12 protein-coding genes are annotated in these 17,460 nt (G+C 49.1%); 1 reads left to right on the forward strand and 11 read right to left on the reverse strand.

All coding sequences use genetic code 11. From position 1 onward, the window contains the following. Positions 1–174 precede the first annotated feature (174 nt). From ACSSVF_RS13495 to ACSSVF_RS13545, 11 genes are all read right to left on the reverse strand, one after another. Positions 175–1,836, reverse strand: a complete 1,662-nt coding sequence (locus ACSSVF_RS13495) for a putative bifunctional diguanylate cyclase/phosphodiesterase (RefSeq protein WP_492404105.1) — start codon at positions 1,834–1,836, stop codon at positions 175–177. Between the two features lie 173 nt (positions 1,837–2,009). Continuing rightward, positions 2,010–2,288 carry a DUF2325 domain-containing protein gene (locus ACSSVF_RS13500; protein ID WP_029146612.1) on the reverse strand — a complete coding sequence of 93 codons (279 nt, stop codon included), beginning with the start codon at positions 2,286–2,288 and terminating at the stop codon, positions 2,010–2,012. Between the two features lie 66 nt (positions 2,289–2,354). Continuing rightward, positions 2,355–3,362: a sulfate ABC transporter substrate-binding protein gene (locus tag ACSSVF_RS13505; RefSeq protein WP_492404107.1), complete on the reverse strand. Its 1,008-nt coding sequence runs from the start codon at positions 3,360–3,362 to the stop codon at positions 2,355–2,357. 13 nt (positions 3,363–3,375) lie between these two features. Then, positions 3,376–5,070 carry an alginate export family protein gene (locus ACSSVF_RS13510; protein WP_492404109.1) on the reverse strand — a complete coding sequence of 565 codons (1,695 nt, stop codon included), beginning with the start codon at positions 5,068–5,070 and terminating at the stop codon, positions 3,376–3,378. Positions 5,071–5,131: 61 nt separating this feature from the next. Beyond that, positions 5,132–5,323 (reverse strand): YezD family protein, encoded by a 192-nt coding sequence (locus ACSSVF_RS13515; RefSeq protein ID WP_492404111.1) that lies wholly within the window; start codon positions 5,321–5,323, stop codon positions 5,132–5,134. A 155-nt stretch (positions 5,324–5,478) separates the two neighbouring features. After that, the gene (locus tag ACSSVF_RS13520; protein WP_492404113.1) at positions 5,479–6,924 is read right to left on the reverse strand and encodes a porin; all 1,446 of its coding nucleotides are present in this window, start codon (positions 6,922–6,924) and stop codon (positions 5,479–5,481) included. A gap of 161 nt (positions 6,925–7,085) precedes the next feature. Continuing rightward, entirely contained in the window at positions 7,086–8,630 is a 1,545-nt protein-coding gene (lysS, locus tag ACSSVF_RS13525; protein ID WP_492404114.1) for a lysine--tRNA ligase, read from the reverse strand. 75 nt (positions 8,631–8,705) lie between these two features. Next, on the reverse strand, positions 8,706–9,857 hold the full coding sequence (locus ACSSVF_RS13530) for a sensor histidine kinase (protein ID WP_492404115.1): 1,152 nt from the start codon (positions 9,855–9,857) through the stop codon (positions 8,706–8,708). Between the two features lie 24 nt (positions 9,858–9,881). Continuing rightward, positions 9,882–10,562 carry a response regulator transcription factor gene (locus ACSSVF_RS13535; RefSeq protein ID WP_442586053.1) on the reverse strand — a complete coding sequence of 227 codons (681 nt, stop codon included), beginning with the start codon at positions 10,560–10,562 and terminating at the stop codon, positions 9,882–9,884. Positions 10,563–10,732: 170 nt separating this feature from the next. Next, on the reverse strand, positions 10,733–11,308 hold the full coding sequence (locus ACSSVF_RS13540; protein ID WP_492404116.1) for a hypothetical protein: 576 nt from the start codon (positions 11,306–11,308) through the stop codon (positions 10,733–10,735). Between the two features lie 25 nt (positions 11,309–11,333). Beyond that, positions 11,334–13,229 carry an ATP-binding cassette domain-containing protein gene (locus ACSSVF_RS13545; protein ID WP_492404118.1) on the reverse strand — a complete coding sequence of 632 codons (1,896 nt, stop codon included), beginning with the start codon at positions 13,227–13,229 and terminating at the stop codon, positions 11,334–11,336. 265 nt (positions 13,230–13,494) lie between these two features. On the opposite strand from ACSSVF_RS13545, the gene ACSSVF_RS13550 reads away from it, so the two are divergent. Next, complete coding sequence (locus ACSSVF_RS13550) at positions 13,495–17,406, forward strand: YhdP family protein (RefSeq protein WP_492404120.1); 3,912 nt, start codon at positions 13,495–13,497, stop codon at positions 17,404–17,406. Positions 17,407–17,460: the final 54 nt, after the last annotated feature.

The following is a 17,460-nucleotide window of genomic DNA, read 5'->3' on the forward strand; positions in this document are numbered from 1 at the left end:
CATCTTCCTTTTCATTTAATTAGTTTGATATCAAAGATAACGATCACTAAACATCATGCATGCAAACCATACGTACTGAAAAGCATGCTGTTAGTAAAAGAAAAACAGGTCCGATTGCAATGCGGAAGATGAGAATGACCAATCAGGCTAGCTGATAGCCAATTTAGATAATACTTATTTTGGAATGGCGGCAGGCAGGTTTTCGGCTGCCCAATGTTGCAGTGCTTCGGCTTCCAGCGGGCGTGAAAACAAGAAGCCTTGTATGATGTCACCACCAATGTCCTTGATAAACTTAGCCTGCGCCTGTGTTTCAACGCCCTCGGCAATTATCCGGTAATCCAGGCTTTTGCCCAGGCTCACAATGGCCTGGATCACGGCTTCAGCTTTATTATGCCCGGGCAGTTCCATCACAAATGAACGGTCTATCTTGAGGTAGTCACCCGGGATATCACGCAGGTAAGAGAGACAGGAATAACCAGTACCAAAATCATCAATCGCCAGCTTGATGCCGGCTTGTTTTAATTTGTGCATCATGCTGGCGTTCTGGCCATCATCTTGTACAAATGCACTTTCTGTCAGTTCAACCACCAGTCGCTGCGGTGCTAAGCCGGTTTCTTCAAGTATCTGCAAAATATCTTCCACCAGCGTGCCTGATTTCAACTGCAATGCCGAGACATTGACAGCCACTTCTATATTGCCCAGCACCGGGTCATTATTCCACTTGGCAGCCTGTGTACATGCGGTGCGCATCACCCATTTACCCAAAGGCACAATGAGGCCGGTCAGTTCAGCCACGCGAATAAATTTTTCTGGCGAGATAATCCCTTTTTCGGGATGGCGCCAACGTATCAGTGCCTCTACCCCTTTTAACTGGCCAGTGTTGAAATCAATTTGCGGTTGGTACACCATATAGAACTGCTGGTTGTCCAACGCCGTCTCGACCTGGCTGGCGAAATCCATATCGGCAGCAGGCAATACGATTTGCTCACTGGTTTGCCCTTTACGGTAATAGGTGGCCGTCATGGTGTAGATAATCGCAAGAATAGAGACCACCACCACCACTGGCAGCGCGCGCAACATGTTGTCACCAAACTCGACACCAGCCCTGGCTAACATAATCGCGAAGAAACTCAGGAAAACGATACTGAAGCGTATCTGCTTGCCATTATCGTCCATCAGCAACAAATAACTCATAGGCGGGTGCGAAGCATGCTTTGCCAGTAAGCTGAACGCACATAACAAGCCGCTCAACGTAGTGAGTGGTGACATGATGCCGTAAGGTTGCGCAACGCCGCAGAAAAAGCCTAATAAAGGGATCAGTGGAATCATCACGGCGACGTATAAAATCGCTTGGCTAGCTGCTAACCAGCCGGAACGCTGGAATAAATAAGAAGTGGCAATCAGACAAGCCAGCAATGCACCGGCTGCATATTCAAGCACTTGTGAGAAATGATGCACCTGTATTTCACTGGTCATGCGCAACAAATGCGCAGTGTCATTGAAATCGGCAGCGTAGGGAGAAAGTTGAACGACGAATAAACTCACGGTGACCAGCGACATGGTCAGCATGGCCAGATTAGTCCGCCCGTTTTCCAGCAGCAGGTTATAGCTCACCAGAATGAAGGTGAGATAAGTGAGCAACTGTGCCAGCCAGACATTGTTATCCACGTCCAGTAGGTAATGCGGGAAGCCCAATAAGCCACATACCATGCTGGTCATGGCCAGGAAATGCGTATTGTCCTGTACTTTGCGTACAAGACGATGGCGCATGAACTGGCGCTGCGTGGCATTTTCATTGAGTGGCGCTGTTTTCTCGCCAATCCCGTTTTGACTCATTATCTACCCTTGTAAACCCATACACTGCCATTTTATGCGTGATGCACAAAAGACTGATGAGAATGCCATTTAACCTTAAAACCCTAACTGTTTATCGGTTAATAAAGAGGATAAATTTAGACTAAATCAAAGATAAATGTAAAAAAAATTTAAATAGTGGCGAAACTGAACAATCAGGCAGCTTCCAGCACACGTTGCATGCCATCTGCGCTGTTTCGTGTGTAGACCACTTTAAGGCCACGTTTGTGTGCGACATGCTTGATACGGTACATCATGGAATGATTTAACCAGCCGGTCACCAGTACGATCACATTCACATTGGCAGGCAGCTCGCGCTTGACATCACCAGGCTTGCGGCCGGTCCAGTGATCGATTTTGTCTATACCTTGCGCGTGTAATACCTGTTTAATGCCTTCGATACGGTCACCACCAATGACTAATGCTTTTGACATACATACTCTCCTTATAAGAGAAAAAGAAAAAGGCATTGGGTAAATGCCTTTTTCTAGAATCACAGCTTATTTTTGGTAAATCTCATCAAACACACCGCCATCGGCAAAATGTGTTTTTTGCGCTTTCTGCCAGCCGCCAAATGTTTCATCGATTTTGATCAGATTAACTTTTGGAAACTGTTTCTCGTACTTTTTAGCGACAGATTCCAGGGTTGGGCGATAGTAGTTTTTCGCCGCAATTTCCTGGCCTTCTTCACTGTATAAATACTGCAAATAAGCCTCGGCTACTGCTTGTGTATTGTGGCGTTTAACATTCTTGTCCACCACAGTCACTGGCGGTTCAGCCAGGATAGACAACGAAGGCACGACAATATCAAACTTGTCCGGACCCAGCTCTTTTTGTGCCAGGAAGGCTTCGTTTTCCCATGCCAGCAACACATCACCAATACCGCGTTCAACAAAAGTGGTGGTTGATCCACGCGCACCGCTGTCCAGCACCGGCACATTCTTGAACAACTTCTTCAGGTAGTCTTTGGCTTTGGTTTCATCCTGGTTGTTTTGCTTGAGTGCATAAGCATAAGCTGCCAGGTAATTCCAGCGTGCGCCGCCTGATGTTTTAGGGTTAGGCGTGATCACGGAAGTACCAGGTTTCACCAGGTCGCCCCAGTCCTTGATGTTTTTCGGGTTGCCTTTACGCACCAGAAACACAATCGTAGACGTGTATGGAGAACTATTGTGCGGCAAACGTTTCTGCCAATCCGCCGGGAACAACTTGCCCTTGATGCCAACCTCGTCCACGTCATAAGACAGGGCTAAAGTCACCACATCCGCCTGCAGGCCATCAATCACCGAACGTGCCTGCTTGCCGGAACCACCGTGTGACTGTTTGATAATCACGTTATCGCCGGTTTTGGCTTTCCAGTAATTGGCAAACGCTACGTTGTAATCCTGATACAACTCGCGGGTCGGATCGTATGACACATTCAGCAAGCTAACATCCGCTGCCCAGGCCGCGAACGGCGAGGCCAGAGCGGCAATTAACACAGCCTTTTTAAATGTTTGGTTCAGTTTCATATCTATCCTCTATTTAGAAGCCGTACAGGGTTAATTCTGTGTAGAAAAAGTCAGAACTCTTGGAACGGTTTTGATCAAACGTGTTAGGGTTAGTACCCGTTTTGACTGCATCCTGAACAAAATCACCCGCCCAGAAGTGTGCATAACCCAGGTTTAGTGCTGCATATTGATTGATCGGGAAACGTACGCGTAAATCGTATTCTTTACCCAGATCCCTGCCAGAACTACCTGTCCTGTCGCGCAAGTTCGCACCGGCGTTCCAACGGTCACTTGCATCATCCAGCTGGTACCAGCTAAAGCCAGTATCCACTTTTACATTGCTCAGGAAAGGCACTACCGGGTCAAACTCCACACGCACTTTAGCTGCACGAATGTTTTCCATCTGGATATAGTCGTTGTTAGACCATGGACGGGCAAACCCGAACAAGCGGTCAAAACGGCCGTTATCTGAGAAATCATTGCCAGTCGCGGGTGATTTATCCCCAGAAGCTACACCGTAAGAAGTACTGAAACGTGGTTTCCATGGATGCTTAACGGTGTAACCTACTTCTGCGTTGTAGGCATAAGCATCATGGTCAACATTCGCATAGCCAATGGCAGTAGTGATAAAACGTTGTTGGTGACCCCATTGTTTGACATAGCTGGCGTCATAATCCCATTGCGTGCCCGGCACTACCCCAAACACGCGAATACCCCCGGTGTGGATTTCACGATCGATTCTCGCTTGGCTCTGTGCAGCGGCAGTCGTAAAGCGGCGATCACTGAGTGAATTACCGTTAGTGTCGTACACTACATCGTCGCCATTTTGTCTGAGCAAGAAGTAATACGGCTGAATGGTCACGTATTCTGACCAACGACGCCAATCACCGATCACGCCATAGAAATTCTGTGAGTGATCTACTTCATCCAACTTGTCTGTAAAACGTTGTACAGGTTGTACTGCAAACGCTTCCAGTTGCCAGTCATTCTTTTTCTCACCGATGTTTGCACGCACACCCTGGAATGTATTGGTGGTGTTACGCCATTCGTTACGCGCAATCAGGCGACGATCCAGGCTTTCCCAGGCCAGGCGTCCGCCACGTACCCAGAATGGACGGCTGTTACCCAGATCATCCTTGCCAAAAATACTGTCTTTGAAATACAGCTCTAAATAAGCCTGTACAAAATCTGCCTTATCGACATCACGTGTATCGTTGCTACGGGTGTAGTCACTGTTGTTACGGCGTGAATCCTGTGCTTCGACCGCAAAACGGAACGGATCCAGAATATTTTTCAAACCAACATAGGCGCGTGTACGCAACAGGAGTGGCTCATCCAGGTTTTCCCTTGGACGGCGGAAGTCATTGTCACGATATTCGTAACGTGCACGGTATTCAAGGCCTACATCCAGCCAGTCAACATCAGCAAACGCGTCATAGTCTTTCAACCAAGTCTTGTTCAGCTGTTTTACGTAACGTGGTGGTTCAGTTTCTTTTTGTGTACCGTAGCTGCGACGCTCTACGTAATAGCCGTTAGCTGCTTTGGCAGCTGCTTTTTCCTCGGCTTTAATTTCAGCCAGGCGTGCTTCAATTTTTTTCTTTTGTTCAATATCTTCCACTTGTGTGGATGTAGTATCTTCCGCAGCATAAGCTTGCGAAATTCCCGCGATACCACTTGCCCACCATAACCCGGTCGCAGCCATTGCGAGCGTTATTTTTTTTAAATGCATTTAAATCTCCCTAGTGATATAAAACTTCCAGCGGTCTGGTCAGCGCCATAAAAATCATGAATTACTTTTTCGGTTTGCTTGGTTCAAAACGCACTTTTTCGCGTCGCTCAATTTGAGTCACGCGTCCGTCATGCACGGTGACCTCTATAGAGCCATAACCAGTGTCGCGCTGTACCGCAATAATCGCGGCATTCACAGCAGCCAGTACAGCTTCGTCATATTGAATATCCGGCTTGGTCAGAGTTGACGACATGATGCATCTCGCTTGAATGAATGAGCGGCATTATTTCAGACTATGTATATTTTAAAAAATAATTATTTATTATTTTTATATATGAATTTGTTATATATAAAAATAAAAAAATCCCGCCGAGTGGCGGGATTCTATTTTTAGTACTAAATTAAGATTTAGAAGTTGTATTGCAGTTGTACGCGCAATGCGTCTGCTTTGAAGTTTTCGTAATCTTCTCTTGGCTGCAAATTGCTTGCTGTGTTTGCAGCAGAAGCTACACGGCTGCCAGTTACTAGATTAGTACGGTTCATACGGTGATACACCATCGCAATTTCAACCTCTGGTGCCAATTGCCATTCAACACCAACCTCCCAGTCATTCACATGATTTTCTGGAGAGTTAGTTTCAGCTTTGTTATAGCCATCAAAATATTGCCATTTGATGAATGGTATCAAGGTGCCATTGGTACTCAAGAATTGGAAGTTATCGATCTTGTACATAGCCTGTATATAACCACCGTTCAGGCTTTTCTTCTCAATCACGTTTTTGGCGATATCTAAACCTGGTGTATTACCCCAGTTCCATTCGGCCTGAATACCAAAAGGTTGAGGGTACATAATAAAGCTGATACCTACACGTTCATCTTCAATACCGTTTCTACCTGACGACGGTGTACCTGTCCCTAATGTTGGAGTAGCTGTCACGAGAGTTCCAGCAGCATTACGGCGGCTATAAGTATTCACTGATGAAACATATTCCCCACGGTAAGCCTGGATACCCGCTTCGTAAATCTGACCGCTTTCTGTTTTCCATGGATAAGTAAAACGGGAAACCACATGGTAATTGTCGTTTTGTTCTGGGCGGTTTGCGCCTTGACCATTGTAAAGACCCAACGCGAACATACCGTAGTTGCCTGAGTGTTTTAAACCTTGTTTGTTGATATCTTCAAACAAAGCCTGAATATCAGTTGGAGTGTAGTAGTAGAAAGCACCCAGATCACGCTCATCACGCACCGCACTGTTTAACGCATCGTTACGATCCAATGCTAAACGGTTTGAGCTTGATTGCAGGTTTTCAAAACCATAAGGCACTTTGGATTGACCAACACGGACACGGTGTACGCGCGTTTTATCAATATATACATCACCATATGCATCACGTAACTGTGCGAAGTTGTTATTACCTGTACCTGCCGTACTAGCAAAGTCCGGCTGGATGTAGTAACTCAAATGATCGCCATAGTCACCAAAAATAATCAAACGCGCACGACGGATCAGGAAGTTTTTATCCGCATCACCTAGAGACTGGTCATCACCAACTGAACGGTCTGACCATAAGTTAATGCCGTCATCACCACCCAACATAGTGGTGTTACGCACCTGCACATAACCACGCAGGTTTACGCGGCTAGTCCAGCTTTTGCTTTCTTTTTTCTTTTGCACTTCGACCTCAGTACTACGGCCCTTGCTTAACAAGGCGCCTTCCTCTTCAGTCAACACCCCTTTGCTTACTAAAGCTTGTACCAGATCCACGGTCGAGTCCGCCATGGCAGGCAACGATAAGCCAACTAACATGCTTCCCGCTAGGGCGGACAACACGATGTGACGTAATTTTGAGTTCATATCTTTTCCCTGTTTGTATATTCATCAATGCAACGGGGCGTATTTTGAACAAGCAATATGACAATTTGATGACAAATAGATGTCTTGGTACTACAGAAAGACTAGTCCGTTGATAGGCATAAAAAAACCACCCGAAGGTGGTTTTTTTATCACTGTGTCGCTTATTGTTCGGAACGCATATGCGGGAACAAAATCACATCACGGATACTAGCACTATCAGTGATCAGCATCACCAGACGGTCAATGCCGATACCGCAGCCACCGGTCGGAGGCATGCCGTATTCCAGCGCACGGATGAAGTCAGCGTCATAATACATCGCTTCCTGGTCGCCCGCTTCTTTAGCTTTCACTTGTGATAGGAAACGTGCCGCCTGGTCTTCTGCATCATTGAGCTCGCTAAAACCGTTGGCGATTTCACGACCGGTGATAAACAGCTCAAAACGCTCAGTGATTTCCGGCTGCTTGTCAGAAGCACGTGCCAGCGGCGAGACTTCTACCGGATAATCAATAATATAAGTAGGCTGCCAGAGTTGGCTCTCAGCTGTTTCTTCAAACAGCGAGAGTTGCAAAGAGCCCAAACCGGCGTGGTCAAATGCTTTCACGCCAAACTTAAGCAACTCTTGTCTGACAAAAGCGGCATCGTTCAATTGATCTAATTTGTAATGTGGCGCATATTTCTGGATCGCGCCGATAATGGTCAGGCGCTCAAACGGTTTGCTTAAATCCACCTCTTTACCGGCGTAACTCAGCACTGCGGTGCCCCTGGCTGCAATCGCTGCCGCACGTATACATTGCTCGGTGAAATCCATCAACCAGTGATAGTCGGTGTAAGCCGCGTAAAACTCCATCATGGTGAATTCTGGGTTGTGGCGTACGCTCAGGCCTTCATTACGGAAGTTACGGTTGATCTCGAACACACGCTCGAAACCGCCGACAATCAGACGCTTTAAATAAAGCTCGGGGGCGATACGCATAAACATCTGCATATCCAGCGCATTGTGGTGCGTGATGAATGGTTTGGCTGATGCCCCACCAGGGATCGGGTGCAGCATAGGCGTTTCTACTTCCAGAAACGCGTTTTCATTCATGAACTGGCGAATCGCAGTGACTACTTTTGAGCGCGCTTTGAAGGTCTCGCGCGTTTCTTCAGAAGTGATTAAATCCACATAGCGCTGACGGTACTTGATTTCCTGATCTTGCAGGCCATGGAATTTTTCAGGCAATGGGCGCAAAGATTTGGTCAGCAAACGTAGCTCGGTGACATGCACCGACAACTCGCCAGTGCGGGTTTTAAACAGGCGGCCGGTTGCCCCCAGGATGTCGCCCATATCCCAATGCTTGAAGCTTTCATATAACGCTTCGCCGATTTCATCCCGCGCAACATATAACTGTATCCTGCCGCTACCATCCTGAATCGTCGCAAAACTGGCTTTGCCCATCACGCGTTTCAACATCATCCGGCCAGCCACCACCACAGGAATTTCTTGTGGATCCAGCGTTTCCTTATCGGCTTCCGCATAAGTTGTTTGCAACTCAGCAGCCTGATGTTGAGGTTTAAAATCATTTGGGAAAACAGCCGACTGACTTGCCGCTGCCTGTTCGCGCATCAGGCGCAATTTTTCCCGACGTTCTGCGATGACATGGTTTTCGTCAACGGCGGCTTCAATAGGGGCCGATGAGGGTTGATTGGATGATTGTGCTGTCATAGTTATCCGGCTGTTGGCCTGAGTGATCTTTAAAACCGCTTATTTTAACATTGTTGCAGCTGAATACGTGCGAATTCAGCCTATAGAAGACTGGTTGGGGTAAGGCAGATGGATACGTACCATAAAGCCCACCGGCGACAGATTGGCCGCTTTGACATAGCCACCATGCGCTTCCACGATATGTTTGGTCATGGCCAGGCCTATGCCGTGCCCATCAATTTGTGAAGCACTGCGGCCACGGATAAATGGTTTGAATATCTGCTCCAGCTCTTGCTGCTCTACGCCATTGCCCTGATCCTGCACTTCAATGATGACTTCGCCGGTACGCTCGCTGCGCTGCAACTCAATCGCCACTTCCCCTAACACAGGGCCATACTTGACTGCATTACGCACCACATTTTCAATTGCGCGCTGTAGCAGTTCCAGCTGTCCGTGTATCTGGATGACGCTTTCTGGCATATCAAGGTGTATCCGTGCATCCTGCCTTTCAAACTGCACATCGCCAACAATGCCAGCCAGCAATCCTTTTAAATCGAGGTCGGTTTTCTGCAGTTTCTGCATGCCGGACTCCAGGCGGAAAATTTCCAGCAATTCTGCAATCATCTTCTCCATGCGCACAGCTTCGAGCTCAACGCGTTGTAATGAGCTTTGCATTTTTTTTGGATTTTGCATCACCAGCCCGACCGCCATCTGGATACGTGCCAACGGCGAGCGCAACTCATGTGACACATGGTGCAGCATATTCGATTGACTTTTGATCATGCTATTCAGGCGCAATGCCATCAAGTCGAATGCAGCGCCCAACTCGGCAAACTCATCATGACTGACAGTGATTTTGGGGCTGACGCGAACCAGCAGATTACCTTCAGCGGCAGTCTTCAAATGTTCGAGCAGTAATTTGATCGGATGAGAAATGGACCAAGCCAGCACCCCGGCAAAGATCACACTGGTGATTAAACAGAATACCAATGCAGAAAACGGGAAGTTTAATAACAGCTCGACATAATTCAGCTCATTGGGCACATGAACATACCCAGGCCGGTTCTCAACTGTTTTTGCGGGATCTGAAGGGCGGGGAATCGTCAGCGAAGACGATTGCGAGGATGGGAAATGCGTGTGCGCTATTTTCTGATGCAACTCCCACTGCACGATATTCCCTACCGTAATCACGGTGGAGATAAGCGCTAGAAACAGTGCTGCAAACAACTTCCAAAACAGCCGTCCCATAGCCCCCGCTATTATTTCAAATGATTAGTCTCGGACTAATTGATAACCGACGCGGTAAATCGTTTGAATCACGTTTACGCCGCCGGAAGCTTCTGATATTTTTTGCCGGATACTGCTCAAGTGTACATCAATGCTGCGGTCATACTTCACTAATGATCGACCCAAAGCTTTAATAGACAAGTCTTCTTTGCTGACGATAGTGCCCGCATGCTTGGCTAAAATCTCGATCAAACTAAATTCGGTGCTGGTGAACACAATCGGTTGGTCACCCCAGAACACTTTTCTGCGCTCACCGGAAACCACCAGTTGGCCGACCACAATATCATTACCTTTAGGCGCGTCGCTATTCTGGCGGCGCAAGATAGCACGGATACGGGCCACCAGCTCACGCGGCAGACAGGGTTTTTGCACATAGTCATCTGCCCCGCCCTCCAGGCCTTCAATGCGGCCTTCATTGTCGTCTTTGGCTGTCAGCATCAGCACAGGAATATCCGAATGTTGCCTGACGTTCTTTAACGTCTGCATCCCATCCTGGCCTGGCATCATCACATCCAGAATCACTAAATCGAACTTACCGGCCAATACATATTGCTCCCCGGTCAAGCCATCGTGCGCAGTTGTGACACCAAAGCCCTCTTGTGTCAGGAACTCTTTTAGCATATTGGCTAACTCGACATCATCGTCAATCAACAGCAGCTTGCTCATTTTATCCTCTTACTGATTAACAGAAGGCTTTTGAACCTTAGCCTCGGAATCTTATAGAACAATCAAATCAATTAACAAGCGTTAAGCAACAAATTTACCCAAGTTTTCACAGTGTATCAACTTTGTTAATCTTTTTAAATTATAAACCGATTTGATTGATTGCAACATATTTAAATTGAACTAAATGCTTCACACAGCTGACTAAGCAACTGACCAAACAATGGCAGTACTTCTGAGGCCCCGTGCGGGCTTTCGTCATCAGTGGCAGCAATAATATAGCTGATAGTCACTTTATCCAGATTCTCGCGATACTCCAGCCAGTGTTCGGCATCCGCTTCAGCGATCAATTTGAATTTATGGAATCCTGATTCGATAATCTCGGCCAGCAATTCAGCGGAGATGCCTTCAAACAGCGCACTACCTATCCTCACCTGCGCTTCGTCGTAATCCGGCTGATGCCCTTCCTGTGTCAGTGGCATGGATAAAAAGGCAAACACCATTAATGCGAAACACTGGTACACGCCCAGCATTTCAAAGTCACTCTGCAACTCTTCACCCGGATGGCGGCCAGCAGTCTGTATCGCTTTAAATGTGACAAAGCTGGCAATATAATAAGTTGCTTGCTCTACATCTACATTGGCAAACGCGGCTCTGGCTTCTTCTTCAGAGTGCTGTACAACCTGCCGTGTTTCCACCTGACATAACTGGTGCAGTAATTTCAGACGTTCGGTATAAGTCATTTCCATTGATAATCCTTCATTAATAATTCAGTCATTCAGGCAGTGCTTCGAGCTTTTCCTGACATGCCAGCCATTCACCTTCAATTTTGTCCAACTGTTTACGATTTTCTGCCTGCGCCATCAGCAAGCTTTGTAATTCAGCTTTTTGCGAGATTTCATAGATAGCACTGTCAGCCAAGCGGCTTTCCAGCGCATTTTTTTCGATTTCCAGCGTGGCCATTTTCTTTTCCAGGTTGGATAACTCCTTTAACAATGGCCTGCGCTCAATCAGCCTGGCCTGCCTGTCGGCTTTTTGCTGATGGTAGCTGTTTTGTTTGGGCGCCGCGCCATTGTCGGTGGTGGCAGACACTTGCGTCATTTTGAGCAGATGCTGTTTGTAGTCATCGAGGTCGCCATCAAAAACTTCGGCCTTGCCATCGGCGACTAGCATGAATTTTTCGCAGCAAGTCGCCAGCAGCGTGCGGTCATGAGACACCATGACCATTCCGCCCTCATAAGCTTGCAATGCCAGCGATAATGCGTGCCGCATTTCAATATCCAGATGGTTGGTCGGCTCATCCAGCAAAATCAGGTTAGGCCGCTTCCAGATCAACATGGCTAACGCCAGTCTGGATTTTTCGCCACCGGAAAATGGGCCGCAAGCGGTTTTGGCCATTTCGCCACGGAAATCAAAACTACCGAGAAAATCCAGCAATTCCTGCTCGCGCGCTGCAGGGTCCAGCCGCTGCAGATGCTGTAATGGCGAGTCAGTCGCAATCAGTTGCTCCAGTTGGTGCTGGGCAAAGTAGCCAACGCGCAAATCCTTGCCTTCTACCCGCTCGCCAGCCAGCAAAGTCTCCGACTGCGCCAACGTTTTGATCAAGGTAGATTTACCTGCGCCGTTTTTCCCCAACAGGCCGATACGCTCCCCCGGGCGGATAGCCAGATGCCCAAAACTCACCAGCACTTTATCGGCATAGCCCAGCTTGGCCTGGTTCAATACCAGTAAAGGATCAGGCGCGGAACCAGGGTCACGAAAACCGAAACTGAAAGGAGAATCCACATGTGCGGCACTGATGCGCTCCATGCGCTCCAATGCCTTGATCCGGCTTTGCGCCTGCCTGGCTTTGGTGGCCTGCGCGCGGAAGCGATCAATATATTTTTGCAAATGGGCCACATGTTGTTGCTGCTTCTGGTAACTCGCCTGCTGCAACGCCAGCTTTTCAGCACGTTGCCGTTCAAAATCACTGTAACCCCCACGGTATAAATCCAGCTTGCGCTGCTCTATGTGCAGGATATGGTTCACCGTGTTATCCAGAAATTCGCGGTCATGTGAAATCAATAACAGTGTGCCACGGTAGGCATTGAGCCAGCTTTCCAGCCAGATCACCGCTTCAATATCCAGGTGATTGGTCGGTTCATCCAGCAAGAGCAAGTCTGAGCGGCACATCAACGCCCGCGCCAGGTTCAAGCGCATGCGCCAGCCACCGGAGAAATCACTCACCGCTTGTGCTAACTGCGCCTGCGAAAACCCCAGGCCAGCCAATAAGGTACTGGCTCGGGATTCAGCACTATAGCCGTCAATATCGGCCAGGCGCTGATGCCATTCGGCAACAAGCAATGGGTCATGTGCTTCACCAGACTGTGCCTGGGCAAGATTGGTTTGCAAGGCACGTAGCTCTTCATCACCATCCAGCGTAAAGTCCAGTGCTGATTGTGACAGTGCCGGCGTTTCCTGAGCGACATGCGCAATCACCCAATGTGCAGGAATCAATAATTCTCCGGCGTCAGCCACCAATTCACCGCGCAACAAGGCAAATAAAGTCGATTTACCCGCGCCGTTAGCGCCAGTCAAACCTATTCTGTGCCCGGGATGCAATTGAAAACTGGCGTCTTCGACCAGTGCCTTGCCTGCCCTTGAAAAAGTCAGTTGTTTAAACTGAATCACTGCTGACCACTTTCATTTAACTTGATTTCCACTGTGTGACTTTCACTTTAGATTGATTCACTACCTGTTGCTTCGTCGCGCATTCACTGGCGCAGATTGACTTGCGCCTGCACCCGAATCTTGCAAATTCGGCATTTTAAACGATTCATCCTCATCAGACTGCATAATTCTCGCCGTTAAACCAGCATCTCCTGCGGTGCTGCAACTGTTTTCGAGTAAAATAGTCTGTTGATAAACCACCTGCATCCAAGACCCGTCACTGCTCATGCCTCTGCAAAAAATCAAACGCTGGCTGCTCACCTTACTCATTATCTTATTTGTGATCCTGGCAGGCATTATCGGTGTGATCCAGTTTTATGTGTTTCCACACATTGATGATTACAAAGACCGCATCGCCCAGGCATTAAGCCAATCGATGAAGCAAGAGGTCACGATTGCGCATATCGGTATCCGCTGGAGCGGTTTTGCGCCGCATGTGACCCTGGGCAATGTCACAGTATTCGACCAGCAACAGCGCCCGGCGCTGGAACTCGCAAAGGTCACGACCCGCCTTTCATGGAGCAGTGTGGTACTGCTAGCACCTTCATTAACCAGCCTGCGTATAGACGCGCCCAACCTGATTATCCGGCGTACTGAGAATGGTGAACTTTACCTGGCTGGCATTTCCATGTCTGGCCAGGGCAATCCGGCATTTTCCAACTGGCTGCTGTCACAACGACGCATCAGCATTACACACGCCACCGTGACCTGGGTCGATGAACAGCGACAGGCACCGCCGTTATTGCTTGAAGACCTGAATGTAGAAATCCTGACCCCGGTCTGGCAGCGACTGCTCAACCGGCACACCATCCATATGGATAGCCTGGTCTCTACTGGCACCCAGCAGCGCATTACCCTTGACGCTGTATTGATTGGCCACGATGTGGCTAAACCGGAAGCCTGGCATGGCGAAGTTTCCTTGCGCTTGCCACAAATGGATCTGGCTGCCTGGAGCCCATGGCTGGATTTGCCGGTGAAGGTGCATAAAGGGCAAGGCAGTTTAACAACCACCTTTGCATTTGAAGCCATGCAACTGCAACGCCTGGCTGCGCAGGTGAACTTGAAAACCGTTTCTGTCACCCCGCCCAATGGCAACGAGACTTTTTTAGCCAATGCAGTCAGTGGCGAGGTGCGTTGGCAGCGCGTTGAGCAACGCCACATGATTCACCTGAAACATTTTTCTGCGGATATCCATCCCGGCTTAACGCTTGAAGATGCCAACGGCGAGTTGCAATGGGAAGCGCAAGGCCATGAAGGCGTGCTGACAGTCAAAAAACTGGTGCTCGAGCAAGGCGAAGCACTGGCCAAGTGGCTGGATGTGCAATTGCCAGATTCAGAGGTACAAGCCTCGTCGTCCAGTACGGAGCAATCAAACATCGCACAAATGCTTGAGCACGTAGCCCCCAGTGGCAACGCCAGCCAGATCAAACTGCGTTGGCTTAATCGCGCGAATAAATGGCAGGATTACGCGCTTGAAGCCAACCTGAATGCTATTCACACAAAGGCTTATGAACAGCTCCCGGGGCTTGAGAATTGGTCGGGCCAACTGACTTTGCAACCCAATGCAGGGAGTATCGAACTGGACACGCAAAAAGCCAGCATAGATCTAGCCGGCGTCCTGCGCTGGCCAGTGCCTATCGATCGTTTGCAAGGTAACATCGCGTGGGACAATAACGGCAAAAAAACCTTGATCAGCGCCCGTAACCTGCAACTGTCTAACCCACATATTGCACTACGCACCAATCTGGAATACCAACTGGGTGCTGCCGGTGGCGACACGATACAAGTGCAGACCCAGATCGAACGTGGCGATGCCAAACACGCTCCCTTTTATTACCCGCTCATCCTCGGTGAGTCGACATTACACTGGCTGGATACTTCCATCCTGTCTGGCCAGATCCGCCGTGGTGAATTAATCATCAAAGGCCGCATCAAGGATTTTCCGTTTGTGAATGCAGCGCATCATGCAGACCCTGCGTTAGGTTTATTCAAGGTCACCGCCCAGGTAGACCATGCCAGCCTGGAATACGGTACCGGCTGGCCGTTGATTCAAGGTGTAGATGCTTTCCTCAAGTTTGAAGGCAAGCGCATGGATATCGCCGTCAAAAATGGCACTACCGTCGGCCAGCGCATCACGCAAGCACAAGTAGAAATCCCACAGCTGGACGCAGACTGGCCCATGCTGAACGTCAAGGCGACGGTGACAGGCACCGTTGAGCAAGGCGTCAAGTTTGTAAACACCAGCCCGGTGCGTCAGGTGACCATGGGCTTTACCGATTACCTGAAAACGGCTGGCGATGCTGAGTTGAAACTGGCATTGCAGATTCCGCTCAATGATGTCGATCAGAGCCAGTTTCAGGGCGATTATGCGATCAGGAATGGCCGCATTGCTGCTAATCCAGAGATCGCCATGCCGGAAATGACCAATATCAATGGCCACCTGAAGTTTACTGAAAAAGGCCTGCAAGCACAGGGCGTGCAGCTGTCACTGTTTGATAATCCGGCATCCGTCAGCCTGACGTCCAGAAGCGATAAATCCGTCATTATCCAGGGGAGCGGCCGTATCACCGATGCCGCACTTAAAAAGCTGGATAGTAATCTGCTGACCAAAGCACTGCATGGCACCACAGACTGGAAAAGCAGCCTGCTGATTCAACCGCCTGGCAATATCCGCCTGGATATCCGCTCGCAGCTGATAGGCATGGGCATTGATTTACCAGAACCCATGAAAAAAGCTGTAGAAACCCCGGCAAACTTAACCATACGCCTGCGGCAGGAAAGCAACCAGCCTGACAAGATCGCCATCCATTATAACGACTGGTTACATGCCAACTTTTTACGCACGACCGGCGGGCCGGAACCAAAAATCAGTGCGGGTGAAATCTCGGTCAATACACCGCCACGTTTACCTGCTGGCGATGGCATCAACCTGCGGGCGGATTTCCAGAAACTAAACGTCGACGAATGGCTGGCCTATACAGGACAAACAACAGCTGCAGGCACTGAGCCCGCCCGCCCCGTGAACATCCCGCTCAACCGCATAGACCTTAGCGCTGGCACCCTGCAAGTGTTTGACCGTAACCTGCACCAGATCAAGCTTAGTATCACGCCAGATCAGGAACGCCTGAAAATGTCCATCCAGAGCCAGGAACTGGCGGGGGACGCAGACTGGATAACCGCTAAACCGAATAACAAGCTGATTGCCAAATTGAGTTATCTGCGCGTACCACGCAGCCTGGATACTGACAACACGCCTGCTGCCTCCGGCGAAGTGCGTCGCCTCAATATGACTTATCCCGAAGTGGAGATCTCTGCGCAAGAGTTCCAGTTTGGCGACAAGCAACTCGGCAGCCTGGATATCAAAGCCTATAACAGCGGCGAAAACTGGGTGATCCAGAAAATGAACCTCAACAATCCCGATAGCCAACTGACGGCTGACGGCACATGGCGCAACTCTGTACGCAACCCGCAAACCAGCCTCAAATTCAACTTGAGCTCCAGCAACCTGGGCAAAACCCTGCAACGCTTCCAGCCAGGCGGCGAGATGGTCAAAGGTGGCACGGGCGAGATAGCCGGTCAAATCGGCTGGCCGGGTAGCCCGCATCAATTTGCGGTGGAGCGGCTGGATGGCAACTTCAGCATGCAGCTCGAAAAAGGGCAGATCCTTAAAGTGCAACCAGGCGTTGGCCGCTTACTTGGCTTGCTGAGCTTGCAGAGCCTGCCACGCCGCTTGACGCTGGATTTCCGCGACTTGTTCAGCCAGGGCTTTGCCTTTGACAAAATCACCTCTACCGCCAATATCCGTGATGGCATCTTGCATAGCGATGACCTGTTTATGACAGGCCCGGCAGCGGAGGCGAGGCTCAAAGGTGAAACCAATTTAAAAGCGGAAACCCAGCGCCTGAGGGTTAAAGTGATCCCGCACATCAGTGACTCTGTTTCCCTGGCAGCACTCGCAGGCGGGCCTATCGTTGGCGTTGCTGCCTTTATTGCGCAAAAACTGTTAAAAGACCCATTGAATAAAATCAGTTCCAGTGAATATATGATCACCGGCACCTGGGATAACCCACAAGAAGTGGATATTGATAAAGCAGAACCGACTAAGCAGCCTGTTCAACCCTTAAAAAGTATCCAGTGATGTCACACTGGATGTCGTTAAAACATTCATTCTAGTTCCAACGGAAAATATGCC

Source organism: Methylophilus sp. E2MeOHC9 (assembly GCF_058744375.1).

Coding starts and splice junctions, on each gene's coding strand:
- ACSSVF_RS13515 (WP_492404111.1), bottom strand. CDS start 5,323: ATGTCGTCAACTCTGACCAAGCCGGATATTCAATATGACGAAGCTGTA.
- ACSSVF_RS13535 (WP_442586053.1), bottom strand. CDS start 10,562: ATGAGCAAGCTGCTGTTGATTGACGATGATGTCGAGTTAGCCAATATG.
- ACSSVF_RS13510 (WP_492404109.1), bottom strand. CDS start 5,070: ATGCATTTAAAAAAAATAACGCTCGCAATGGCTGCGACCGGGTTATGG.
- ACSSVF_RS13520 (WP_492404113.1), bottom strand. CDS start 6,924: ATGAACTCAAAATTACGTCACATCGTGTTGTCCGCCCTAGCGGGAAGC.
- lysS (WP_492404114.1), bottom strand. CDS start 8,630: ATGACAGCACAATCATCCAATCAACCCTCATCGGCCCCTATTGAAGCC.
- ACSSVF_RS13500 (WP_029146612.1), bottom strand. CDS start 2,288: ATGTCAAAAGCATTAGTCATTGGTGGTGACCGTATCGAAGGCATTAAA.
- ACSSVF_RS13495 (WP_492404105.1), bottom strand. CDS start 1,836: ATGAGTCAAAACGGGATTGGCGAGAAAACAGCGCCACTCAATGAAAAT.
- ACSSVF_RS13505 (WP_492404107.1), bottom strand. CDS start 3,362: ATGAAACTGAACCAAACATTTAAAAAGGCTGTGTTAATTGCCGCTCTG.
- ACSSVF_RS13550 (WP_492404120.1), top strand. CDS start 13,495: ATGCCTCTGCAAAAAATCAAACGCTGGCTGCTCACCTTACTCATTATC.
- ACSSVF_RS13540 (WP_492404116.1), bottom strand. CDS start 11,308: ATGGAAATGACTTATACCGAACGTCTGAAATTACTGCACCAGTTATGT.
- ACSSVF_RS13530 (WP_492404115.1), bottom strand. CDS start 9,857: ATGGGACGGCTGTTTTGGAAGTTGTTTGCAGCACTGTTTCTAGCGCTT.